Source organism: Bacillus inaquosorum (assembly GCF_023238325.1).
GTDB classification, from domain to species: domain Bacteria; phylum Bacillota; class Bacilli; order Bacillales; family Bacillaceae; genus Bacillus; species Bacillus inaquosorum.
On record NZ_CP096592.1, the window covers coordinates 3,479,051 to 3,503,719 of the forward strand.

At 46.3% G+C, this 24,669-nt stretch carries 22 protein-coding genes; 4 read left to right on the plus strand and 18 right to left on the minus strand.

The features are described from left to right. Nucleotides 1-65 precede the first annotated feature (65 nt). From M1M80_RS17700 to M1M80_RS17735, 8 genes are all read right to left on the minus strand, one after another. A complete protein-coding gene (locus M1M80_RS17700) occupies nt 66-1,100 on the minus strand; it encodes a glycosyl hydrolase family 18 protein (protein ID WP_060399513.1) in 1,035 nt (344 codons plus the stop codon). Nucleotides 1,101-1,206: 106 nt separating this feature from the next. Beyond that, the gene (gene lutC / locus M1M80_RS17705; protein WP_060399514.1) at nt 1,207-1,929 is read right to left on the minus strand and encodes a lactate utilization protein LutC; all 723 of its coding nucleotides are present in this window, start codon (nt 1,927-1,929) and stop codon (nt 1,207-1,209) included. Then, nucleotides 1,929-3,368: a lactate utilization iron-sulfur protein LutB gene (lutB, locus tag M1M80_RS17710; RefSeq protein WP_060399515.1), complete on the minus strand. Its 1,440-nt coding sequence runs from the start codon at nt 3,366-3,368 to the stop codon at nt 1,929-1,931. The genes lutC and lutB overlap by 1 nt, the downstream gene beginning before the upstream one ends. A 26-nt stretch (nt 3,369-3,394) precedes the next feature. Then, entirely contained in the window at nt 3,395-4,111 is a 717-nt protein-coding gene (gene lutA / locus M1M80_RS17715) for a lactate utilization iron-sulfur protein LutA (RefSeq protein ID WP_003235238.1), read from the minus strand. Between the two features lie 188 nt (nt 4,112-4,299). After that, complete coding sequence (gene yvfU, locus M1M80_RS17720; protein ID WP_060399516.1) at nt 4,300-4,902, minus strand: two-component system response regulator YvfU; 603 nt, start codon at nt 4,900-4,902, stop codon at nt 4,300-4,302. A 16-nt stretch (nt 4,903-4,918) separates the two neighbouring features. Next, nucleotides 4,919-6,034: a sensor histidine kinase gene (locus M1M80_RS17725; RefSeq protein WP_060399517.1), complete on the minus strand. Its 1,116-nt coding sequence runs from the start codon at nt 6,032-6,034 to the stop codon at nt 4,919-4,921. A 3-nt stretch (nt 6,035-6,037) separates the two neighbouring features. Next, nucleotides 6,038-6,775, minus strand: coding sequence for an ABC transporter permease (locus M1M80_RS17730; protein ID WP_060399518.1), 738 nt, complete (start codon nt 6,773-6,775; stop codon nt 6,038-6,040). Further along, entirely contained in the window at nt 6,776-7,681 is a 906-nt protein-coding gene (locus M1M80_RS17735) for an ABC transporter ATP-binding protein (RefSeq protein ID WP_080429060.1), read from the minus strand. Nucleotides 7,682-7,967: 286 nt separating this feature from the next. On the opposite strand from M1M80_RS17735, the gene rsbQ reads away from it, so the two are divergent. Together rsbQ and rsbP are read left to right on the plus strand one after the other, a co-directional pair. Next, a complete protein-coding gene (rsbQ, locus tag M1M80_RS17740; protein WP_060399520.1) occupies nt 7,968-8,777 on the plus strand; it encodes a sigma factor SigB/phosphatase RsbP regulator RsbQ in 810 nt (269 codons plus the stop codon). A 33-nt stretch (nt 8,778-8,810) separates the two neighbouring features. After that, a complete protein-coding gene (gene rsbP / locus M1M80_RS17745; protein ID WP_060399521.1) occupies nt 8,811-10,022 on the plus strand; it encodes a phosphoserine phosphatase RsbP in 1,212 nt (403 codons plus the stop codon). A 52-nt stretch (nt 10,023-10,074) separates the two neighbouring features. Here the strand turns inward: rsbP and ganB are convergent, their stop codons facing one another. The 7 genes from ganB to lutR form a co-directional block, all read right to left on the minus strand. Then, on the minus strand, nt 10,075-11,364 hold the full coding sequence (gene ganB / locus M1M80_RS17750) for an arabinogalactan endo-beta-1,4-galactanase (RefSeq protein WP_060399522.1): 1,290 nt from the start codon (nt 11,362-11,364) through the stop codon (nt 10,075-10,077). A gap of 80 nt (nt 11,365-11,444) precedes the next feature. Then, on the minus strand, nt 11,445-13,508 hold the full coding sequence (ganA, locus tag M1M80_RS17755) for a beta-galactosidase GanA (RefSeq protein WP_080429061.1): 2,064 nt from the start codon (nt 13,506-13,508) through the stop codon (nt 11,445-11,447). An 18-nt stretch (nt 13,509-13,526) separates the two neighbouring features. Beyond that, on the minus strand, nt 13,527-14,378 hold the full coding sequence (ganQ, locus tag M1M80_RS17760; RefSeq protein WP_003235252.1) for a galactooligosaccharide ABC transporter permease GanQ: 852 nt from the start codon (nt 14,376-14,378) through the stop codon (nt 13,527-13,529). 3 nt (nt 14,379-14,381) lie between these two features. Beyond that, nucleotides 14,382-15,638 (minus strand): galactooligosaccharide ABC transporter permease GanP, encoded by a 1,257-nt coding sequence (gene ganP, locus M1M80_RS17765; RefSeq protein ID WP_060399524.1) that lies wholly within the window; start codon nt 15,636-15,638, stop codon nt 14,382-14,384. A 39-nt stretch (nt 15,639-15,677) separates the two neighbouring features. Then, nucleotides 15,678-16,943, minus strand: a complete 1,266-nt coding sequence (gene ganS, locus M1M80_RS17770; RefSeq protein ID WP_060399525.1) for an arabinogalactan oligomer ABC transporter substrate-binding protein GanS — start codon at nt 16,941-16,943, stop codon at nt 15,678-15,680. A gap of 141 nt (nt 16,944-17,084) precedes the next feature. Continuing rightward, entirely contained in the window at nt 17,085-18,077 is a 993-nt protein-coding gene (gene ganR, locus M1M80_RS17775) for a galactan degradation operon transcriptional regulator GanR (protein WP_060399526.1), read from the minus strand. A 181-nt stretch (nt 18,078-18,258) separates the two neighbouring features. Continuing rightward, nucleotides 18,259-18,981, minus strand: a complete 723-nt coding sequence (gene lutR / locus M1M80_RS17780; RefSeq protein WP_003235261.1) for an L-lactate utilization/bacilysin biosynthesis transcriptional regulator LutR — start codon at nt 18,979-18,981, stop codon at nt 18,259-18,261. Between the two features lie 227 nt (nt 18,982-19,208). On the opposite strand from lutR, the gene lutP reads away from it, so the two are divergent. Continuing rightward, entirely contained in the window at nt 19,209-20,900 is a 1,692-nt protein-coding gene (lutP, locus tag M1M80_RS17785) for an L-lactate permease LutP (protein WP_104010192.1), read from the plus strand. A gap of 26 nt (nt 20,901-20,926) precedes the next feature. On the opposite strand, the gene rpoN is transcribed toward lutP, so the two are convergent. Beyond that, the gene (gene rpoN / locus M1M80_RS17790; protein ID WP_060399528.1) at nt 20,927-22,237 is read right to left on the minus strand and encodes an RNA polymerase factor sigma-54; all 1,311 of its coding nucleotides are present in this window, start codon (nt 22,235-22,237) and stop codon (nt 20,927-20,929) included. A 78-nt stretch (nt 22,238-22,315) separates the two neighbouring features. On the opposite strand from rpoN, the gene yvfG reads away from it, so the two are divergent. Further along, nucleotides 22,316-22,534 carry a protein YvfG gene (gene yvfG, locus M1M80_RS17795; protein WP_003235267.1) on the plus strand — a complete coding sequence of 73 codons (219 nt, stop codon included), beginning with the start codon at nt 22,316-22,318 and terminating at the stop codon, nt 22,532-22,534. Between the two features lie 9 nt (nt 22,535-22,543). Here yvfG and M1M80_RS17800 read toward each other — a convergent pair whose 3' ends face one another. Together M1M80_RS17800 and M1M80_RS17805 are read right to left on the minus strand one after the other, a co-directional pair. Further along, entirely contained in the window at nt 22,544-23,512 is a 969-nt protein-coding gene (locus M1M80_RS17800; protein WP_060399529.1) for a polysaccharide pyruvyl transferase family protein, read from the minus strand. Next, on the minus strand, nt 23,491-24,657 hold the full coding sequence (locus M1M80_RS17805) for a DegT/DnrJ/EryC1/StrS family aminotransferase (RefSeq protein WP_060399530.1): 1,167 nt from the start codon (nt 24,655-24,657) through the stop codon (nt 23,491-23,493). The genes M1M80_RS17800 and M1M80_RS17805 overlap by 22 nt, the downstream gene beginning before the upstream one ends. Between the last annotated feature and the right edge of the window lie 12 nt (nt 24,658-24,669).

A 24,669-nucleotide genomic window follows, 5' to 3' on the forward strand; every position in this document is an offset into this window, starting at 1 on the left:
ATATATTAACATAATATACGTGCTTCTCTTTTACCTGTCAATAACTTCAGAGAAAAAAGAAACTGTTATTTTGTCCCTTTTTGGATGGCTTTCCAAAAGGATTCTGACTCGTTTCCTAATGCATAGACTGAGACACCTGCTATTTTATATTGCTTTGCCAGATGGCTTTTCGTTTGAACGGTTTTCTCATTTTCATACCACACGACATGTTTATGCTTCTTTTTGTCAACGTAAGAAAACGTCATCGAACCTGATTTTTTGTTGAATGCCGGCTTTGCTTTCTGCTTCTTGATGAGGGACTTAAGTTCATTCCATTCCCGCATGGCGCTGCCGCTTCCGTCTTTTACATCCCAGTCATAGCCGTACGCAGGGATTCCCATAATGACTTTATTGGCTTTGATTTTTTTGACTGAAAACTGCAGAGAGCTTTTGATCCAGCTTGTGCTTGCCACTGATCCCGGCTCGCCCCATATGCCGTGTTCGTCGTAAGTCATGACTTGTACGTAGTCGGCATATTTACCGATTTTCGCATAATCATACGGCCAGCTCCAGTCATCGTTTTGATCATCGGCGCTTTTGGCCGGAACGGAAACCATTGTTTTAATATGTTTCTTTTTCAGAGCCTGTGAGACATATTGAATGAAGCTTGAGTATTTGGATCGGTCTTCTGGATGCACTGCTTCAAAATCGATATTGATACCGTAGTATGAGTGCTTTTTGGCCAGTTCTATCAGCTGATCTGTGAATCGTTTTTTCGCTGTTTTATTACTCATGACCCGCTTTGCTAAATCTCCGTCAAAATCGTATATGGCGTCATTATAGTTTGAAATGACAGCCCATGTCTTGATTTTTTTCTTTTTCGCATATGTCAGCTGCTTGATCGGGGCATCGCCAATGACTTGTCCGTTTTTTTCAAAGGCAAACGTATCTGTGGCGATGGAATTCATGTATGAATGATATTTCGTAAGAGAATTGTATGAGGCCGTATCTCCAGTGGTGTAGCCTAATGTCATGCCGGCTGCCTTCGCTTCTGTTTTTGTATACATAAACAGCACGATCGCAATTGCCAGTGAAACAGCAATAATCAGCCATTTTTTCATCGCATTTCCTCCTTTTTCAAGTCATACTCTTCTCATCGGCCAAAAAATTGGAAGTTGAAGTTTTTTCAAGCAAAAAGCCCGGCAGCACATGCCGGGCTTCCTGAGATCAGCGATCAGATACGAGAATGTATGCAGCCTTTACAGGTCCGTGCACCCCGACGACCAAATCCATTTCGATGTCGGCTGAGTTGCTCGGTCCGGTAATGTAGTTGACGCATGAGGGAACAGTGACGCCGTCCGCAATGTTTTGGCGGATGATATCACTGGCTTGCGTCATTCTCGGTACAATGCTTGATTTCGGCACAATCGCAATATAGGTCGTCGGCAGAAGGCTGACGGACCGGCCGATGTCTTTTGAGGAAAAGAGGACAACCGTCCCCGACTCAGCCAGTGTGATTTCACTGAATGTGATCCCTACATTGGCTTGCTCCGCTTTTTTGATATTTTCTTCGCCTTTGTCAGCATCCCACTCCCAGACCGGTGTTCCATCGCTCGGCCAGTCTTTGGTAAGCAGGCTATTTAGTCCGTATGCTTCAAAGCGGGAGTCTTTCGGAATGATGACAGGGCCTCCGGAAAACCGGCTGACTTGTTCGCGGAGGGCATCGTAAAGGCCGGTTGAATCGGTTTCAATCAGCTCTGTATGGATTTTGACACAATGGTTTTTGAGCACTGTCACTAAGTCATCTGCTGAATATCCTTCAAGTGTTTTATATTGCGGCTGGTGCGCCCACTCAGGGACTGCCACGCCTCCTGTTCTTCTTTCACGGCCCAGGCGTGATGCGATCCGGTTTAAAAAGCTCTCCTGATTCTGAACGGTTCCCTTCGTCATCACTGCTCCTCCTTCGTGCGTTCACTTGTTTCTCTGTCTGTAAACCAGTCTCTGAATCTTGATTTATGCGGTGCCGGGAAGTCGCGGATCTGTGTCCAGCTTTTGAGCGGGCCGGGCCCTTTCGAAATTTTTTCGTCCTCTGTAAAAGGCGTCATGGCGGCTGGCGCCCATTTTGAGCCCATTTTATAAAGCGACAAAGAGGACGCGCCAAGTCCGAACGCTTTCATCGCAAGCTTTTCGCTGATCGGCGCTCTTCCTTCTTTTTCGACGATGTTCTGGCGATGCTTGAGAAGCAGCTCGTGAAGCGGAATTTTGACCGGGCAGGCTTCTGAACAAGCCGCGCACAATGTAGACGCGTACGGCAGCTCCTTAAAATCGTCATAACCGCCGAGCAGCGGCGATAAAACCGCTCCGATCGGCCCCGAATAAATTGAGCCGTAAGAGTGTCCGCCGACATGGCGGTACACAGGGCAGACATTGATACATGCGGCACAGCGGATACATTGCAGCACAGACTGGAATTCCGTACCGAGAATGTTGGAGCGGCCATTGTCAACAATGACAAGATGGAATTCCTCCGGCCCGTCCACTTCCCCTTCCAGCCTCGGGCCTGTCAAAGCCGTAATATAACTTGTCAGCCGCTGTCCGACAGCGCTTCTTGTCAGCATGCTGACAAGCACTTCAAATTCAGAAAATGACGGGACAATCCGCTCCATTCCCATCACGGTGATTTGCGTTTTCGGCAAAGTGCTCACAAGCCGTCCGTTACCTTCATTGGTCACAAGGCTGACAGAGCCCGTGTCAGCGATGGCGAAGTTACAGCCGGTAATGCCGATATCCGCTTCCAGAAACTTTTCCCGGAGGATGGTGCGCGCATGCATGACGAGCTCTTCCGGTTTTTCTGTATGTTGATAGTCCAGCCTCTCTTTAAACACATCGCGTATCTGCTCTTTATTTTTATGAAGGGCGGGCGCTACGATATGTGACGGCGGATCATGATCATCAATCTGCAAAATATACTCGCCGAGGTCGGTTTCGACGACTTCGCAGCCTTCCTGTTCCAGCACCTCATTCAGATTGATTTCCTCTGTGACCATTGATTTTGATTTCACGATTTTCTTCCCGTTCTTCTTTTGAATGACATCGCGAATGTAAGAAGACGCCTCTTCCGATGTTTCCGCGAAATAGACATGCCCGCCTCTTTTCGCCACATTTTCCGCAAGCTGGCCGAGATAGAAATCGAGGTTTTCAAGGACATGCTGCCTGATTTCCTCTGATAGCGAGCGCCACTCTTCCCAGTTTCCCAGCTCTTCGGCTGCTTCAAGGCGCCGTGTTCGCAGACGTTCCTGCGCACCTGAAACAGCGCCTCTCATAAATTCATTATCAATCCCCTGTGATACCCGCTCTTTAAAAGCGTCAGTACCGATTTTCATCGCCATGATCCTTTCCCCCTCTGAATCCAGTTTTATCTGCTGTTGAGCACTTCGGCGATGTGCATCACTTTGACATTCTTGTCTTTTCGGTCAAGCCGTCCCCCGATATTCATCAAACAGCCGCAGTCAGCACCGATCAGCACCTCTGCTTCCGTTTCCTCTACGCACGCGACTTTTTCATCGACCATCTGTTCAGAGATCTGCGCCATTTTGACGGAGAATGTTCCTCCGAATCCGCAGCAATTGTGTTTACCCGGAAGCGGCGTGAATTCAAGCCCTTTCACATGGCTCAGCAGCTTCATCGGCTCCTCCGATACCCCGAGGAGCCTTGTCATATGGCATGACGTATGTAAGGTTGCTTTTTTATGAAGGGTTGCGCCGACATCCTCCACCCCGAGGACGTTCACGATGAAATCCGTTAATTCATACGTTTTATCCGCAAGCTTCTGCGCTTTATCCGCCCATTTCGGGTCATCTTTAAACAGGTGCGGATACTCCCGGAACATTGTGGTGCAGGAACCGGATGGACTGACGACATAATCTGACTCCTGAAACGTTTCAATCATTCGTTTCATTGCTTTTTTGGCATCATTCACGTAACCGCTGTTGTAAGCCGGCTGGCCGCAGCAGATCTGCCCCTCCGGAAAATCAACCTCACACCCAAGCCGCTCCAGCAGCTCAACCGTTGCTTTTCCTACGTTTGTTTGAAACATATCAACAAGACAAGTGACAAAAAGTGAGACTTTCATGATGAACCCCTCTCTCATCCCCAATATATGATCAGGTCATCAGATGACCTGAGTTAAAATAACTATATGAATATCGTACACTATTCTGATAATGGAAGGAAAGGGTTTTCTGGGGATATTTTCATTTGCGGGCATATAAAAAACACTCCTGATCTCCCAGGAGTGCCGTGATGGTGAAAAACATATGGTTAAATCCAGCCCTTTTCCTCAGCAATGCTGGCGGCTTCTGTCCGATTTTTCGCATCAAGCTTTTGGATGATTTCTGATATATAGTTTCGGACTGTGCCTTGAGATAAATAGAGTTCAAGCGTAATATCTTTTGTTGTCTTGCCTAAAGCCGCCAGCCGCAGAATTTCTTGCTCTCTTACGGTGAGCGGATTTTCGTCTCGAATCATATTAAACGTCAGCTCCGGGCTGAACACTCGTTTTCCCTTTACACACTTTCGGATGGCATCGGCCAGATCGTCAATTTCCCCGTCTTTCAGCAGGTAGCCATGTACGCCGGCTTTGACGGCGCGTTCAAAATATCCGGGGCGGGCAAAGGTGGTTAATATAATGACCTTGCTGCCGCAGCCTTTTTGCATTAATGCCTCTGCCACATCCAGCCCGCTTTGAACCGGCATTTCAATGTCCATGATGCACACATCCGGCTCCAGCTTCAAAATGGCTTTTAACGCCTCTTCCCCGTTTAATGCTTGTCCGATGACTGTCATATCCTTTTCTAAATCAAGCAGAGATCCCAAAGCGCCTAAAAGCATTCGCTGGTCCTCAGCAATAAACAGACGAATCATTCTTTTCGTCCTCCTATCATTCTGCTTTTTTAATAAGCGGAATCGTCAGTGTCAAAACCGTTCCGTTATGGACTGAAAGCGTTAATCCGCCTTCAATGAGCATGAGCCGTTCTTCCATTCCCCGCAAGCCATTCCCAAATGTTTTCTCCTTTGCCGCTCCCTTTCCGTCATCCCGTATGACAATCCTCATTTTGTCAGCAAACTGAGAAATGGTGATGGCGCAGTGGGTTGCTTTGCTATGCTTGATGATATTGGTCACGGCTTCCCGCATACACATACTGATAATGTTTTGAGTGACGGGAGATATTGCTGAAAAGTCTTCGTCTCCTTCGTATTGAAAGGTAATGTTCCCCGTTTTTAATATGTGCTGAATGTTGGCGAGCTCCTCCGTCATCGTGACCGTTCTCATATCAGAAACAAGCTCACGAACTTGCTTAAGTGCGGCTCGTGAGCTTGTTTCCATTTCTTTTGCCTCAAGCCGTGTCCGTTCTGGATCAGATGTTGCCAGCCGCTGAATCAGCTGGCTTTTTAATGTAAGGAGCGACAGGGTATGGCCGAGGGTATCGTGAAGATCACGGGCGATTCGAACACGCTCCTCCCTTTTGGAGAGTTCCCTTATCTGTTCGTTTGCTTGGTCAAGCTTCGTTTCAAGCTCTATTCTCCGAAACATAGAACGGATTCCGAATGGAGAAATGAGCATGATGACCTGAAATGGAAGAATAGAGAAAAGCTCCCGAATTGAGACCGAATTCGCAAATAATTGATACAGACAAGGGAGCAGCAACATGAAGATTAAACCGCAGAAAGCACGCTTAAACTTCGTTTTCTCTCTGTAATAACCAACAAAGTTTGCCGGGAAAAAACCTAAGTACATATAGCTGATATCATAAAACAGACTGTATATAAAAATAACTGCCATTTGCACGATGAGCCAACACGTAAACGATCCTCTGCCCAAGCTGCAGAACAACTGGCGATATGCTGCGACAAAAAGGATCAGCATGCCATATCCAATCACCTGTTTGATGCCTGATTCTTTCAATAAAGAGAGGAACGGCATAATGATGTACACCAGAAAGATATAAGGGAAAAACCCGAATTGCTTCGGGAAAATTGATATTGCCTTTTTCATGTATTACACCGCTTCTTGTTTTCTTCTAATATACTTAGATAGTAGCATGAAGAGCATCAAATAAGCGATTAATATCAGAATATTTTTCCAGGATGGGAATTCGCCTCGGACAAGTTCCCACGCTCCGCTCCCGAAATGATAAGACGGAAGCCACCGGCCAATGTTCTGCATCATGTCAGGCATGACCTCAAACGGCATCCACATGCCACCGCCTAAAGCCAGCAGCATGTAAAGCACATTACTGATTCCGGCCGCTGTTTCTACTTTTCTCATGAGGCCTATTAGTGTGCCTAATGCTAAAAACGGCAATGCGCCAAACAAAATCCACAGTCCGCTCATGACCCATTCAAACGGTGACAAGGCAATGTCATTGATAATGGCGCCGAAAAGAAAAATGACGGTAATGGATAAAACGTGAATCACACTTTGGCCAATCATCTGAGCTGATAAATAAATATGATCCGGAAGAGGCGTAATGCGAATAAAGGCAGTCCAGCCCTGTGACCGTTCTTGAACCATACGGATTCCAAGCGTCATGATAGAAGAACCCATCACGCTGAAGACTGTCATCGACATTAAGTAATGAGCGTCCCATGCACGTTGATCAGGGACGTTGGTATTCACTACATTGGTAAAGAAATAATAAAAGGCAATCGGCATCATCAGCGACCAAAGCACAAAGTACTTATTCCTAAGCACCCTTTTCATTTCAGCTATGCTTTGCTTCTGGAGCATGTTCACTCACATCGCCTCCCTGTTTCCGTCAGCCAGCTGGCGAAATGCCTCATCAAGCGTTCCTTGCTCAATTCGAATATCGCGTGCATGTATGTTTTCTTGAAAGATCAGCGCTAACACTTTGTCTGTATTTGATGTTTGGATGATGGTTCTCTGATGCTTTTGGATCACTCGCTCTACTTCCGGGTGACGAGACAGCTTTTCCAATGATTCATCTGAATGGAGCGTAAAGGAAACAGACTGTTTTTGAATCCTAGAGCGGAGCTGCATTGGTGAATCGTCTGCCACAAGCCGTCCATCAGCAAAAAATAAGATTCGCTGTGCGGCATCATCTGCTTCCTGTAAATAGTGAGTTGAGAAAATAATCGTTTTCCCTTGATCCGCCAGTCCATGAATGGTCTGCCAGAATCGATGTCTTGATGATGTGTCCATTCCGACTGTCGGTTCATCGAATATAAGCAGCTCCGGGTTCCCCGCAAGAGCCAAAGCAAAGCTCAAACGGCGTTTTTGTCCGCCGGATAATTTTTCTGCTCTTGTTTTCAAGTCTTCTTTTGTGAGTGCTGTTAACGAAACGAGTTCTTTCATGGACAATGGATTCGGATAATAGCTTCGGAAGAGTTCGAGGATTTCATTCACCTTTAGACCCGGCATGACACTCACTTCCTGCAGCATCACGCCTATTTTTTCGCGAACCCGTTGATCATCGGGAAGCCGGTTAAATAGTTTGATTTCTCCCTTAGTCGGTTTCAGCAATCCTAATATCATGGAGATAACGGTCGTCTTCCCTGCCCCATTCGGTCCGAGAATGGCTGCAATTTCTCCTTTTTCAATGCTGAAGCTGATGTTGTTTACAGCTGTTTTTTGCTGGAAATGTTTTGTCACATTGCTTACTGATACTGCCTCATTCATCACATGAGCACCTCCTGATGGCTTACATTGATTGTAAAATGACTGAGATGATGATGTTAGTATGGGGTGTCATGATGATTGAGTGACAAATGTCATATTCTTTCCCGCCACAGGTGCCTAGGCCATCCATCCTCTAGATCTTCCAATTCATCCAGCTCTCCTATGCCGGATGTCCTCTTTCTTTTAAACTGCTATTTACTTTCATAGAAAGACACCCTCTTCAAACCGCCCGAGTGTTATGATATACATATTGAACTTTATTTTACTTTCCGGCTGAAAGGAGCCAATCATGAACGAAGCGATTTTGTCTCGAAATGATGTGAAGGTGAAGGGCAGCGGCAAAGCATCTATCATTTTTGCACCTGGTTTTGGATGCGATCAAAGCGTGTGGAATGCCGTGGCGCCGGCCTTTGAAGAAGATCATCAGGTCATTTTATTTGATTACGTCGGTTCGGGACATTCAGATTTGCGCGCATATGACCTGAATCGTTACCGGACACTTGACGGCTATGCCCAAGATGTTCTAGATGTTTGTGAAGCTCTAGATCTGGAAGATACCGTGTTTGTGGGTCACTCTGTCGGAGCTATGATTGGGATGCTTGCTTCCATCCGCCGTCCGGAACTCTTTTCCCATCTGGTGATGGTGGGCCCTTCTCCTTGCTATTTGAATGATCCGCCTGAGTATTACGGAGGATTTGAGGAGGAACAGCTAATTGGTTTACTGGAGATGATGGAGAAAAATTACATAGGCTGGGCAACTGTATTTGCGGCCACCGTTCTGAATCAGCCAGACCGGCCTGAAATCAGGGAAGAGCTTGAAAGCCGTTTTTGTTCTACTGACCCTGTGATTGCCCGCCAATTCGCGAAAGCAGCGTTTTTTTCTGATCACCGGGAGGATCTTTCGAAGGTAACGGTTCCCTCTCTTATCCTCCAATGCGCAGATGATATCATCGCACCGGCAGCAGTAGGTGAGTATATGCATAAGCACCTGCCTTATAGCAGACTGAAACAAATGGAGGCTCGCGGGCATTGTCCCCACATGAGCCATCCTGAAGAGACGATACAGCTGATCAGCGATTATTTGAAAGCACACGTGTGATATGGAACGAAAGGGATAGAGGTGACCCTCTGAATGGACAAACAATTGAATAATGCACCATGCGGTTTCCTCACTTTGTCAGAAGAGGGTTCAATAATAGCGGTCAACCGTACCCTGCTCAACATCCTAAAATATGAGCAGGAACAGGTAATCGGCCAGCATATGGATACGATCTTGACCGTTTCCGCACAGCTTTTCTACCAGCTTTATTTTGTTCCGCTTTTGAAACTGGAGCAGCACATTGAAGAAATGTACATTTCCCTGCAAACAAGAGATGGAGAAGAAATTCCCGTCCTTGTCAATGCGGTTGTAAGAGCTGATCGCGGGGCATCTGTCACCGAGTGTGTTCTGATTCCGATGCAGAAGCGAAATGAATATGAAAATGAACTGCTGATGGCCAGAAACGCGGCCCAAGAAGCTTTGTTTGCCAAACAGAAAGCCAATGCAGAATTAGAAATTGCTTTAGGAACGCTGAAGGCTAAACAAGAAGAGCTTCTTGAGATCAACAAACAAAATCAGCAATTTAAATTAAACACCAAAAGAGAGCTTGAGCTCGCCAGAAAGATTCAGGAAAACTCGTTGACTGAACCGATTGTAAATGATCAGATTCAGATTGAGTCTTATTACAAAGCATCCAGTGACTTATCAGGTGATCTATACGGATTTTATCAAATCGATGAACACCGTTACGGCATTATTATCCTTGATGTGATGGGTCATGGAATTTCATCTGCTTTGATTACGATGTCTCTTCATCCTTTGTTCCAGCGCCAGATCACGCAAGGTCTCAGTCCCGTCAAAGTCATGAAAGAATTAGACCGCCATCTTCACAGCTTGTTTCAAAATGATGAGGAAGCAAGACATTATTGCACTGCCATTTATCTCGAGATTGATACAGCCCGGCAAAGAATTGATTATGTCAACGCAGGGCATCCCCCGGCATTATGGCAGGGCGCCGGAGGAACCCAAAATCTGCTGCAGGCAACTGCGCCTCCGATCGGGATGTTTGAAGACACGGTGTTTCAGTCAAGCAGCCTTCCATACACGGAGGGCGGAAGGCTTCTTCTTTATACAGATGGCGTGATGGACCCTACGGCTTCATGTTATTTATTTGATTTATTGAAGGAGCATCCCGAGTTTCCTATTACCGACCTGAAAGAGAAAATGCTTACATCACTGCATCAACATAAGGAAGCCCATCATAAAAGTGATGACGAATGTTTTATATTAGTTGATTTGAAATAAAAACATCCATGAGACATAACAATGATTTGTTACATCTCATGGATTTTCTGTTTCAGCGTTTTTTCGGGTTATGTCCTGACTCCGCATATTGAAACACCTGCAAGGAAGGCAACGGGTGTCCGTTAAAATCAAACAAAGCTTGATTATCCACAGAGCTTCCCCCATACCATTTCCCGGCATCTTCAGGGTCGTATTCGGCAGCGTAGCTGGAGGCCCAGCCTGACCCGTACGTTTCCCATAACACTTTGTTTTTCTCTATTTGCGTTTTCGGGCCGACTGGAATCCACGCAGGCTCCCAATAGAAAACGCCAAGTCCTGCCGTGCCCGTATTTGCTACAGCCTCCATCACATCTCTTATCGCATCTGCCTGGCCTTGAACGGACATTGGATATGGCAGCGTCTGCCCGCTTTTTGGCGCTGTATTTTCATGACCGTCGCCATCCTCAGCGGTATAGGTGTATGATGTCTCCGCCACCATAACTTTTTTGCCGTACGTATCAGCGACAGCCTTCAGCACGGAGGTCAAATTCTGTACTGTGCCGTGCCAGAAAGGATAATACGAGCTGGCAAACACATCATAATCCACTTTGTTTTTGCGTAGTGTTTCTGCAATAAATGAATACCTTCCAGTCGTTTCAGGATTGGTAAAATGCAGTGCGACCAGAATGCCGCGGTTTGTTTCCCTGACCGCTCGGCTTCCTTCGTTAAACAATTGACTCATCTTCGCCCAATCGGTTTCGCCGGCAAATGCCCCTGTTGTTTCATTTCCGACTTGAACCATGCCGATGTTGACGCCTTCCTTGATCATCTTTTGAAGGCTTTGTTTCGTATACTCATAGAGCTTTGCTTTTTTAGCTTCAAAGCTGAGATTCGCCCAAGCTTTGGGCACCTTCTGTTTCGCAGGATCGGCCCAGAAATCAGAATAATGAAAGTCGGCCAGCACCTTCATTCCGTTCGCTGTCGCTCTTTTTCCGATTTCGATCGCTTTTTGGATATCATTGTTTCCTCCTCCATACCCGTTGCCATTTGAATCATATGGGTCATTCCAGATGCGGACGCGAACATAGTTGACGCCAGCTTGTTTTAAAGTTGTAAAGATGTCCTGAGGTTTTCCGCTTGTATTGTAAAAGGTGACGCCGCTGTTTTCTAAAGCAATAATACTGGACACATCTGCCCCTTTGATAAAATCCTTGTTCATACCCTTTACTTTTTTCACGTAAAGATCATCTGCCCGAAGCTCTGGCACATGTTTCTCCCCCTCAATGACAGCGGCATATCCCGTTGAACTGAATGCACTCCACACGATAACAGCTGCAAAGAACATTTTCACTCTGCTTCTCATGACTCCACCCCTCACTCTAAAGTAAGCGCTTTCTAATATACAAGAAAAAAGAATCCGCCCAAATCGAGCAGAGCAACAGCCTAATGTGTGTTTACGACGATTCTCACTTCATATTTTTCCAACGTCAGGTCGCCTGACAAGATGTCTCCCGTTATCATATCCTTCACACTCTGATCAAACGTGACCAGCTGCTTTTCTTCCGTAAAATTCATGACAAAAATATAATCATGGTCCTGATCCTGCCTCGCTTGTACGGAGACGCCTTTTCCGTGCCGAACCGGAAAAACAGGAGAAAGCGACAGGTCTGTGATCAGCCCTTCATAGAAATCCCGATGAAATTGATCTTCCAAACGCGCACCGATAAAATATGCCTTGCCCTGCTGATATTGATGGCTTGTCACCGCTGGCGTACGCGCATAAAAATCTTCTTGATACACCGCTTCTGCTGATGCGGTCTTGACATCGATCACCGTTGCATAATCCTTCATTTCATATGTTTGGCTGCGATAGCTGACAGCATTTCGATCCTTCGGATACAGCGTGTCAGTTTCAAGAGGCTCAATCCCGAAAATAGCCTGCAGATCCGGATGCCATCCGCCTGTGTACGTTAAATCATGCTCATTTACAATTCCGCTGATATACGTCATGACTAGGGTGCCGCCGTTAGCCGTAAACGCTTTTAAACGGGAAATGGTGTCTTTACTCATTAAATACAGCATCGGGACAATCAGCAGTTTATATGGTGAAAAATCTTGTTCTTTCGTGATGACGTCGACAGGGATATCGTGTTCCCAGAATGTGCGGTAATGCTGCTGAAGCGTTTGCGGATAACGTTTTGTCGCCTTCGCAAACCCCTGAGCATCCTCGAGCGCCCAATGATTTTCCCAGTCATATAAAATAGCGGTTTCAGCGGGCCTCTTCGTTCCGACAACCTCGGACAGCCGTTCTAATGTCTCGCCGACTTTGGCCACTTCTTGAAAGACCCGGTTCTTCGGGCTATTGTCATGATCCACTACTGCCCCGTGCAATTTTTCTGATGACCCGCGTGATTTACGGTATTGGAAATAGAGAACGCTGTCCGAACCGTGGGCAATCATCTGCATGGACGACAGCAGATTCATGCCCGGGCGCTTCGCCTTGTTGACGTTATGCCAATTGACTGCGCTTGGCGTACACTCCATTAATAAGAAAGGCTGCTGCTTCAGGCTTCGGTACAGGTCGTTGATAAAGCCGACCTTCATCGCTAAATCAGCTGTGCTTTCCCAGTCATTGTGCCAAACCGGATAAGCGTCCCAGCTGATGACATCGACATGCTTCGCAAATTTGCTGTAGTCGAGGCCCTGATACGGTATTAAATCCGGTGTATCAGCCATAAAGTTCGTTGTGATAGGGATATCAGGCGTCAGTTCTTTCAGCGGAATGATTTCATTTTCATAAAACGAAATCGTTTGATCGGTGACGAACCGGCGCCAGTCTAAGTTCAAGCCGTGCAAGCCATTTTCACCGATCGGCGAAGGGCTTTCAATCTGTGACCAGTCATTGAATGTATGGCTCCAAAAAGGAGTCCACCACGCATGATTTAATGTCTTGAGGCTGTTGTCATATTTTGATTTCAGCCACTCCCTGAAAGCATGCTGGCATTGTTCGCAGTGGCAATCTCCTCCGTATTCATTTGAAATATGCCACATTAACAGCGCCGGATGATTGCCATATCTCTCTGCTAATAACCGGTTGATGTGGCGTGTTTTTTCACGGTAGGCCTTTGATGTGATGCAGTGGTTGTGCCTTCCGCCGTGCAGCTGTTTGACTCGGGAAGCATTGACACGCAAAACTTCAGGATAGGTTTGCGACAGCCAGGCAGGACGCGCTCCGCTTGGCGTTGCTAATATGACCCGGCCGCCTATGCTGTGAATCTGTTCAAAAATATCATCCAGCCATTCAAATTGATATACGCCCTCCTCCGGCTCAAGCGCGCTCCATGCAAAAATGCCGACAGAAAACGTATTCGTATGAGAAAGCTTCATCAGCTTGATATCATCAGCTAAAATATCGGGCCGATCAAGCCACTGATCAGGATTGTAGTCTCCTCCGTGGAGCATAAATTTTGCTTCTGTTACGTGCGTTTTTTCAAGCTTCGACATCATACTCTCCTCCTTATTCTCCTAGCCTTTCGTTCCCCCTGCGGTTAATCCGGACACAAAATTCTTTTGCAGCATGATAAAGATGACGGCAACCGGGATGCTGATGAGCAGGGCTCCGGCCGCAAATGTCGTATAGCTGGCCCCCATGACATCATTCACTAAATTGAATAGGCCGACGGGCAATGTATATGATTCAGGCGTTCTCAATATCGTTGAGGACAGCACAAAATCTCCGAGCGGGCCGGTAAAGCCGTTCATAGCGACCACTGCCGCCATCGGTTTTGATAATGGCAGAATGATCTGGAAGAAGATTCTTGTGCTGCTGGCCCCGTCAATCTTGGCGCTTTCGTCTAAATCCATTGGGATGGAATCCATGTAACCTTTCATCAAATACGTATTCATCGGGATCAGGCCGCCGATATAAAGCAAGATTAACAGCCAATGGCTATTGATCATCCCCAAGATTTGCGCCAATACAAACAAGGCAATTAAAGCCGAAAACTGGGGAATCATTTGCAGCAATAAAAAGAGAGTTAAAGCGTATTTCCTCCCTTTAAATCGAAACCGCGAAAACGCATAGGCAGTAAATGTCACACAGATCAAAGACCCCGCCATCGTAAACAGGCTAATCTTCATTGAGTTGATATACCACTGCACATATTGAAGGCTTTCTTTGCCCGCAAATAATTCCTTGTAATGGTCGAATGTCGGATGCTTCGGAATGATGGATGTACTGATCAAGCTGTTGCCGGGGTTAAAGCTAGCGCCTGCCGTCCAAAGGAGAGGATAAACGATGATGACCGTCATACAGGCTAACAACAAGTAAGAGAAAAGGAGACGGATAAATTTTCTGACCTTCATATCTGCCAGCATGCTTCATGCCTCCTCTTTAAAAGACTTCGTCCGCCTGAACTGCCACAATGCAATGGAAATGACGAACACAGATAATAAAATCGTTAAAGCTGCGGCGAGTGAATATTGGCTGGACTGCATTGTCAATTTATAAATCCACGAAACGAGGATATCTGTCCCGCCAGCTGTTGATCCGGTGACAGCCGGACCGCCGCCATTGAATAGATAGATAATATTAAAGTCATTAAAATTAAACGTAAACTGAGTAATGATAATCGGAGCCATGGCAATGAACACCATTGGAAGCGTGATGTATCTCAGCTTTGCGAAGACAGAAGCGCCATCAATCGTGGCTGCTTCATACAGATCGTCCGGGATCGACTGCAACACGCCTGTTGAGACAAGAAAGATGTACGGAAACCCAAGCCAGCCCTGCATGAGAATCAGCGCAAGCCTAGACCAATTGGCATCTGTCATCCACGAAAGAGGCTCTATCCCGAAAAAAGCCAAGATGTCGTGATTCATCGCACCGAAGCTGTCATTAAACAGCCCTGCAAAAATTAAAATCGTAACAAATCCGGGAACGGCCCATGGCAAAATCAGAATCGTCCGGAAAAAGCGTTTAAAACGAATGTCTTTCTGATTGACAATGATCGCGAGAAAAATCCCTAAACTGACTTGCAGTGTGGATGCGGCAAGTGTCCAAACCACCGTCCAAGCCAGCACATCAAAAAAAGTCGACCTCCAAATATCAACTGTGAAGATGTTTGAGAAGGTTTGAAAACCGACCCAATCGATTAATTTAGCAGGAGGGGAATGGTACAAATCATAGTTCGTAAAAGCTAATGCAAAGCTGAACAAGATCGGAAAAACCACGGCGAATATTAAAATAAACAAAGATGGGCCGCTGACAACATAAGGATAGCCCTGAGAAATGATATTTTGGTATTGTTCCTTTAGGGAACCCAACGGCTTGTTTTCATCACGCCGTTTTCCGCTTTGAAACGCATCGCGAAGATTCGCATAATACACCGCAAGGCCAAAGCAGGTCACAATCACAGCGATAATCCCTTCCGCCAGGAGAAACACGGAATTATCCCGCGGCACTTCTGTTCCCAGAGTAAAGATTCCCCAAAACCCCATATTGAGCAAATCTCCAAAGACCGCAAAAAACGATGCGCCTAAGAAAAGAAAGACAAAACCTTTTATCCATTGCTTGTTATAAAATTGCCCCAGCCCCGGGATGATTGACAGGAACAAAGCGATTTGACGATGCTGCACCGTTTTCACCTCTCTTACAATACAAATCTAGCTTTCTCTTTATTTTCCGCTGTGCTTTGCCTTGATTTGTCCTTTGGCCGTTTCAGCTGCTTGATCCAATGCTTGTTTGGGCTCCGCTTTTCCTGTTGCAATCGTTTGTAATGCCGAATCAGCCGGCGTCCATATTTCATTCATTTCCGGGATATTCGGCGTCAGCTCTGAGAAGCGGGATTGTTCAGTAACAGCCCGTGCCGCCTCGCTATTCATAATAGCCGGGTCATTCGCTAAGGATTTCACAGCAGGGACTTCCTTCGTTTGTTCATATCGTGTTTTAGAATTCTTTTCGTTCGCGAGAAAAACGGCTAATTCTTGCGCCAGCTCCGCATTCTTTGAAAACGCACTGACGTTGTAGCTTTTGACGCCGATAAAGGAGCTCATGTTTTTCCCATTTTCCAGCTTCGGCAGTTTCGTTATGCCATAATTGATTCCTGCTTTCGAAAAGGCTTCTACATTCCACGGGCCCGAAATAATCGCGGCGGCTTTTCCTTCTGTGAACAGTGATTCCAGCACATTAATCCCTTGTTCTCCAATAATGCCGGCCGGGAATAAGCCCTCTTTGTAAAACTTCTGAATCAGCGCCGCACCTTTGACAGCGCCTTCATGATTGATCCCGATGTCAGACGGGTTATAGCTGCCGTCTTGATTCTTACCGAAAATGTATCCGCCGTATCCGCTCATCACACTTTCCGCGTAATAAATTTGATCGAACAGGGCTAAAAATCCAAACTTGCTTCCGTCAGCTGTCTTTTTAGAATAGTCGTACCACTCTTCCAGCGTTTGCGGCAATTCCTTCTCTGAGATGAGATCTTTGTTGTAAAAAAGCACTGTCGTTTCGACCGCTTTAGGCAGCCCATAAAGCTTTTGATCTACCATTTGAGACTGAATGGAAGCGTCAGTATAGAGCGATTGAACGTCCTTTTCGACATGTAATTCCTTAAGTAATCCTTCCGTCACAGCCGTTCCGATTTGGTCACCGGGCATTGTTAACACGTCAGGCCCCGTGCCGGCCGGTCCGTCCATCCGCAAATCTTCAATCTGCTGGGCATACGGTTTTTCCACGACTTTAACCTTTACATCATGCTCTTTTTCAAACGCAGCAACGGCGTCTTTAATGCCGATGCTCTTTTCTTTATCCTCCCACACGACAAGCTCTGACCCTTTTGAACTTGATTTGGCACTGCTGCTTTCCTTTGGGCCGCAAGCCGCCAAGGATAAACTGACAGCCGAGCAGAGCATGAGTACGGAACACTTTTTTATCATTTTCATTGATTGTCACCCTTTCGGTATGAATGAAAGCGCTTTTAAAATAATATAGCACGCCTGAGAAAATGTGTAAACAAACTATTTACTTCTATCAGTAAATTTTTTTACCTAAATAAAAAAATGACTTAGTGTCCTAAGCCATTGTTAATTCATACTCTTTCTGACGATTAATTCCGCCCCTATATATAATGTTTTTACCGTTCTTCTTTTGTCTTGTACTTGTTCAAGCAGCATTTCAACAGCATTTTTACACAATTCATGTATATCAATATGAAACGTCGTCAAAGGAGGCGAAACATACTTTGCGAAGCTGATGTTGTTGATGCTTACAACGCTCACCCTGTTCGGTATGGCAATTCCCTTTTCATTCAGGGCTTGCAGACAGCCTACTGCAATCGGGTCCGCCGCGATCAAAAAAGCGGTCGGGAGCTGATCACCTAATGTGTCAATCGCTGCTGTCATCAGGCGGTACCCGTTTTCCACAGAGAACCCGCGATGACAGAAAATATACCGCTCGTCCAGCATGCCTTTTTCCCGCATATAGGATCTGAAGGTTTGTTCACGGATGTCCATTTCATCCTGATTGTTGTTGGGATTTTTGTATGTGCCGCCGATAAACCCGATACTCTTATGCCCCTTCTCGCTCAGGACGTTTACCGTTTTTCTTGTCATTTGGGCTAAATCAGGCCTTACCGAGTCAAAATGATCGGGATCAGGAGTTGAATCGATAAAGACGCCGTTTTCAGTGAGATTTCTGAGGAAAGCCAGCTCTTGATCAGAAAATGTGCCGACGGCAATAAACCCTTCGATATGTTCAGGAATGCTTTCGATTCCATCCGATATTTTATAAGTGGTCATGTCGACATTGAATGCTTTCGCCAGTTTCTCTACCTCTAATCTCATCGTTTTAAAATAGACATCTTCTAATTCTTCTTTATCTGTCAGCCAATATAAAAACGCAATATGTTTCACTAGCGGCCTTACTGTTTTCTTGCGGTAATTGAGCTTTTCTGCCGCTTCATAGATTTTCTCCCGTGTCTCATCAGGAACAGAAAGGCTTTCATCGTTATTTAAAACGCGGGAAACGGTTGAAATCGAAAATCCCGCTTCCTGCGCGATATCTTTAATTGTCGCCATTGCATCTGCCTCCATTATTCAGCTTGCCGCACATTTTAGTAAAATATTTTACTTCCTTTTCCGTAAATGTCAAGTGCACAAGGCCCTTACTGCATCATGTAAAAAGACTGAACCATTTGCGGCTCAGTCTCGGTTGTTTGTATCATGCGGCACCGGCAGAATTGCCCGGGAAATGAGTTGGTTATTGCACATTTTCCTCGAAATATCCCGAAAGCACATCTTCCACATTCGTTAAATGCGCCAGCATGGCAGCCTCCGCCTGCGCTCCATCCTGTGCTGCCACGGCCTTGTAAATCCGTTCATGCTCCTCATAAAGCCGCTGAACTGAGGTCTTTTTGGAAAACAGCCAGATTTTCCGTGTTTCTCTCATCGTTTCCAGCAGCAATGATGAAACATGATTCATCAAATGTTTGAGAAGATCATTTTGGGAAGCGTCAGCAAGCGCCAGATGAAATGCGAAGTCTGCTTTCTCGCCCAGCTCCCCGTCCGCTTCAATGCTGCTCATTTCCTTTAACGCAGCATGAATTCTTTCGAGATCCTCTTCTGTCCTTTTTTCAGCAGCTAATGACGCCACGCCGATTTCAAGCAGTTTTCTGACCTCGAGCAGCTGCTTGACGTCCTCTTTTTTCATAAGAAGCGCGGCTGAGAGCGGCTGAGAAATTTGATTCGGTTCAAATTCCTTCAAGTACGTGCCTTCTCCCTGTTTCATCTCGACAAGCCCCATCGCTTTTAATGCAGAAAGTGCTTCGCGGACCGCTGAGCGGCTGACTTGAAAGCTTTCAGAAAGCGCCTGAACGGAGTCCAATTTATCTCCCGGCTTCAATTCGCCGTTTTTGATCATATCTAATAATGCATCCGCCACTTCTTCATATATTTTCTTTGTTTTAATCTGTTTGTATTTCAATGCAATTCACCCCGTAACTTGTAGGTCTGGCTGGTTACGATCTATTATACTCTGTTTTGGGGGCCGCCAAAAGATTTTGACAATTTTGTCAAAAAGTCTTGTACTTTGATTTTTTTCAAAATATAATGCTAGGTAACTGGTCTTATTACCCAGTCATCAGATGATCATATCATCTTTAGAAACCGCTTACATATAACGCCAGTTTATGTTTCAAGGAGGGGTTTGGGATGCAATGGACACAGGCATTTACGCCTATAGGGGGAAATTTGCTTTTATCAGCGCTTGCCGCACTTGTACCGATTATTTTCTTTTTTTGGGCACTCGCGATTAAACGGATGAAGGGGTATACAGCGGGCTTGTCCACCTTGGGGATCGCGCTTGTGATTGCTGTATTGGTTTATCGGATGCCGGCGGAAAAAGCGCTGATGTCCGCTACACAAGGAGCCGTATACGGGATTTTGCCGATCGGCTGGATCATTGTAACGTCTGTTTTTTTGTATAAAATCACTGTGAAAACGGGACAGTTTGATATTATTCGCAGCTCTGTTCTCTCGATTACCGATGACCGCCGGCTTCAGGCGCTTCTGATCGCTTTCTCATTCGGTGCTTTTTTAGAAGGAGCGGCGGGCTTCGGGGCGCCGGTCGCCATTTCTGCCGCGCTGCTGGTCGGCCTCGGCTTTAATCCTCTTTATGCAGCGGGAATCTGTTTGATCGCCAATACAGCCCCTGTGGCCTTTGGGGCGATTGGGATTCCGATTACAGCTGTAGAAGGGCCGACAGGGATTCCGGCGATGGAGATTTCGCAAATGGTCGGGCGGCAGCTGCCGTTTCTATCCGTATTTATTCCTCTTTATTTAATCATTATCATGAGCGGGTTCAGGAAAGCCTTTGAAGTTTGGCCGGCGATTCTCGTTTCCGGTGTTTCCTTTGCTGTTGTTCAATATCTCAGTTCTAATTTTTTAGGGCCTGAGCTGCCGGATGTTTTGTCCGCTCTGGTTTCGATGGCTGCACTTGCTGTGTTTTTAAAATGGTGGAAGCCAAAAACAACATTTCGGTTTGCCAGTGAACAGGAATCGGCCGCTGCGATTGAAACGGCGAAAACAAATTCAGCAGCACCTGCGTACAGCGGCGGACAGATATTCAAGGCCTGGTCGCCATTTCTGCTGCTGACAGTCATGATTTCTGTATGGGGCATTCCCTCTGTCAAATCGGCGCTGACCGGGCATTATGAAGGCTCCGCTGTTTTCTTGAAGTGGCTGAATGCTGTTGGAGAAAAATTGACTTTTGCCCCCGGTGTGCCTTTTTTGAACAATCAAATTGTCAATGCTGACGGTGCGCCGATTGAAGCGGTTTACAAGCTCGAGGTGCTTGGTTCGGCCGGCACCGCGATATTGATTGCCGCTGTGCTGTCAAAGTTCATCACTGCGATTTCGTGGAAAAACTGGGGAGCTGTTTTTCAGGAAACAATCCAAGAGCTGAAGTTTCCGATTTTGACCATTGCTTCTGTCGTTGGTTTTGCCTATGTCACCAATTCCTCTGGAATGAGCACGACACTCGGGATGACACTCGCGCTGACAGGTTCAATGTTTACCTTCTTCTCGCCTGTTCTCGGCTGGCTCGGTGTCTTCATTACAGGCTCAGATACTTCTGCCAACCTGCTGTTCGGCAACCTGCAGAAAGTCACCGCATTATCAGTCGGCATGGACCCTGTTCTGTCTGTCGCTGCCAACTCATCAGGCGGTGTCACAGGAAAAATGATTTCGCCGCAGTCGATTGCGGTGGCGTGCGCCGCGGTAGGACTCGCGGGAAAGGAATCAGATCTTTTCCGCTTTACGATTAAGCACAGCTTGTTTTTGCTGCTGCTCGTTTGTATCATCACCTTTTTGCAGCATCATGTGTTCAGCTGGATGATTCCGTAAAAAAATCCTCCCTTTCCGGGAGGATTTTATTTATACCGTTTTCTCGACGCCGATGACGGAATGTTCATTTGATCGCGGTATTTTGCCACGGTTCGTCTGGAGATTTGGATGCCGTGCTGTTCATATAGCAAATCAGCTAGCTTTTGATCTGAGAGCGGTTTTGTTTTGTCCTCTTGATTGATCAGGTCTTCAAGATGCGTTTTGACTGCATAGTTAGATGCATCTCCATCTCCTGAAGCCTCGGCTTTTGCTGAGAAAAAGAGTTTCATCTCAAACAGTCCGTACGGCGTTTGCATCGTTTTCCCTTTAATTGCCCGGCTCACAGTTGATTCATGAAGGCTTAGGCAGTCCGCTACCTCCCTGAGAGTCAGCGGCTTCATTGCACTTCGTCCTTTCAGAAAGAAATCCTTTTGCCGTGTGATCAGTTCATTTATGATTCTCGTGATCGTCTGCTTTCGCTGTCGCAGCGCGCGGCTCAGCCAGCGCCATTCCTGATATTTCGCAGATAAATAAGAGGCGGTATCCTGACAGGAGCCGGACGATAAAAGCGTTCTGTACTGCGGATGCAGGTCTATCTCTGGAAACGAGCGGGTATTCAGCTCCGCTGCGATGTGCCCGTTTTTCACGGTGATAAAAATGTCAGGCTCGATATACACATCTTGCTCTGGCTGGGCAAATAGAAGGCCCGGTCTTGGATGAAGAGCTGCGATGTCATCAGAGATATCTTGAATGGTATGAAGCGGAATTCCCGTTTCTTTTGAAAGCGCTTTCCAGTTTTTTTGCGCGAAAGCATCAAAATGAGCTGAAACAAGCATTTCCGCTTGTTCATTTCTGTTCGGCAGCCGCTGTAATTGAAGAAGGATACATTCCTGCAGAGATCTTGCGCCGATTCCAGCCGGCTCTAACGACTGGAGTTTTGCCAAAACAGCTTCCGCTTCCTTGATTGAAACCGATAGTCGCCGTGCTGCCTCCTCCACTTCTTCTTCCAAGTACCCGTTCGAATCAAGCGAATGAATCAGATAATTGAAAATCTTTTTTTCGGAGTTTGTCAGATTCATATCAAGTGACTGCTGTTTTAACACATCCTGCAGTGTTTTTTGCGGATCACTTAATTGAAGGCCTGCTTCCTGTGCATTCATCCTGTTTTTGTTTATTTTATGGTAAGATAGTGGCGGTGTGTCTGATTCCTTTCGTTCAATAAGAGGGTTTTCCAGTGAGAGCTCATCAATGTATTCGGCGAGTTCTGCCGAATGATAGCCAAGCAGCGTGATGGCCTGCCTGAGCTCCTGTGTCAGTTGAGGCTTTAATACTTGTACTTGCTGAAGTTTCATATCCATCTTGCTCACTCCCCTTTCTTCATTGTACATGATTGAGATCACACCGTATACATTTATGAAAAAGGAGCTGCCAAAGAAATGTCTGAACTTTTTTCCGTACCTTATTTTATTGAGAATTTTAAACAGCATATCGAAATGAATCAGTCTGAGGATAAAATCCATGCGATGAACAGCTACTACCGTTCCGTCGTCTCAACGCTTGTGCAGGACCAGCTGACGAAAAACGCAGTCGTCTTGAAACGGATTCAGCATTTAGATGAAGCGTACAACAAAGTCAAACGGGGAGAATCAAAATAAACCTTCCGCTCACATGTGAGCAGGAAGGTTTTCCTTCTTTGAAGCGCTCTGGATGAGTCGAGTATTCGGCACGCCTTCCATCCAGGTGTGATAGTAATTGGCGTTTTTCCCGTACGAATTATCAATGACCGTGTTTTCTTTTTGAAGAAGAGAGGACAAGATGTGGCCGTGCAGTCTAGACGTTTCTACCGATTCGTAACGGCTGAAAAACCGAATCGCTTTTTTAACGATATAATCCGAGTATTTTTCCCATATATACGCGATGGGCAGAGGGTTGCCCGCTTTTTTGTTCAAGACGTTCAGCGTTTGCAGAAAAGCGATCGTCCGGCGGTCTGAAGCTGACAGCACCGTGCGCCAATCGTAGCTTTCCGCTTTTGTGTCTTCCTGAAGCTCCTTGTTTGCTTCATGATCTGTTCTGATAAATCTTAGCTTTTGATTGATCGGCTGCTGCGTTGGAACGACGGGAAACAGCTGATGAGCCATATCAGGCAGAAGCTTAATATGATTGCTTGTAAAGTAGGCCTGCGCTGTTGCATAGGAGGCTTTTTCCCTTGTGATGATGTGGAGATTCGCATGTTTAGAAAATATCTCCGCTGTCCGTTTGAGATTGTCTTTGTTTTGAAAATAAATTGATTGCGGCAGGATCACGATTTTGTGGTTCGGATAGGTTTGGACGATTTTCTCTCTAAAGCCTTGATAATACGGATACAAGTCCCCGAAGTTGCCGCCTCCCTGGCAGACGATGATGAGGTTCGGATCCAGCTTTCGTCCAACTGGAAAATTGTCGGGATTCCAGCGTTTTCTGACCCGGATCCCATGTTCTTTAAAGAATGCTTCTGTTCCCTTCATAATAAATAAATCCCCTACATTTCCGTATAGAGGATAGTCGGCATATATGATCTCGGACTGTTTCGGAATGACATCGATCAGCCCGGACAGTTTCTGTTTCAGGCTGATCATCGAATGCTTGCTGTCCATTTCTTCACCTCGGCAGTTTGGAATAAGTGTACTAGCACATCAATGACCCGGTCTTGCTCTTTTTCCGTCAGATTTGACCCTGATGGGAGACAGATCCCTCGTTTGAAAAGATCTTCGCATACGCTTCCTGTATCTTCATGAGAATAAAATAAAGACGGCTCAAACAGCGGCTGGGTATGGAGCGGCTTCCACAGCGGCCGCGCTTCAATGTTTTCTTCCGCAAGGCGTTGAACCGCGTCATATGGGCTCAGCCCGTTATCAAGTGTGAGCGTGGTCAGCCAGCGATTGGATACACCTGCTGCATGCTCTGGCATAAAGCGGACGCCGTTTATGTGACCGAGTGCATTTTTGTATCTTGTGAAAATGGCCCTTCTTTTCTCCACCCGCTCATCCAGCACTTCAAGCTGGGCAATGCCTACGCCAGCGAGAATATTGCTCAGTCTGTAATTTTGTCCGATTTCGCTGTGCTGATAATGTACAGCCGGCTCTCTTGCCTGCGAAGCGAGAAATCGTGCTTTTTCAATGGCGGCTTCATCGTCTGAAACGAGCATCCCGCCACCTGATGTGGTAATAATTTTGTTCCCGTTAAATGAAAAAATGCCGAAGCGCCCGAATGTCCCGCTTTGCTTCCCTTTATATACTGTGCCGAGAGATTCGGCTGCGTCCTCAATGACAGGAACTCCGTATGCGTCACACAGGCTTATGATTTCATCCATTTTCGCGCTTTGCCCATATAAATTGACGGCAATGACCGCTTTGGGCAGCTTTCCGTTTCTTTTCGCATCCTCCAGCGCTCGTTCAAGGGCTTTCGGCGACATATTCCACGTATCAGGCTCAGAATCAATAAAGACGGGCACCGCTTTTTCATATAAAATCGGATTGGCGGTCGCCACAAATGTAAAGGACTGGCAAAACACACAGTCTCCTTCTTTTACCTCAAGCAAACGCAGCGCCAGATGAATCGCCGCCGTTCCAGAGCTGACCGCAGCCGCCCCTTTTACGCCGACGCGTTCAGCCAATTGTTCTTCAAATGAATTCACGAGAGGCCCAAGCGGCGCAATCCAGTTTGAGCGAAAGGCTTCTGAAATATAGTGCTGCTCTCTGCCGCTCATGTGAGGGGGAGATAAGTAGATTTTTTTATGCATATAATCATCCTT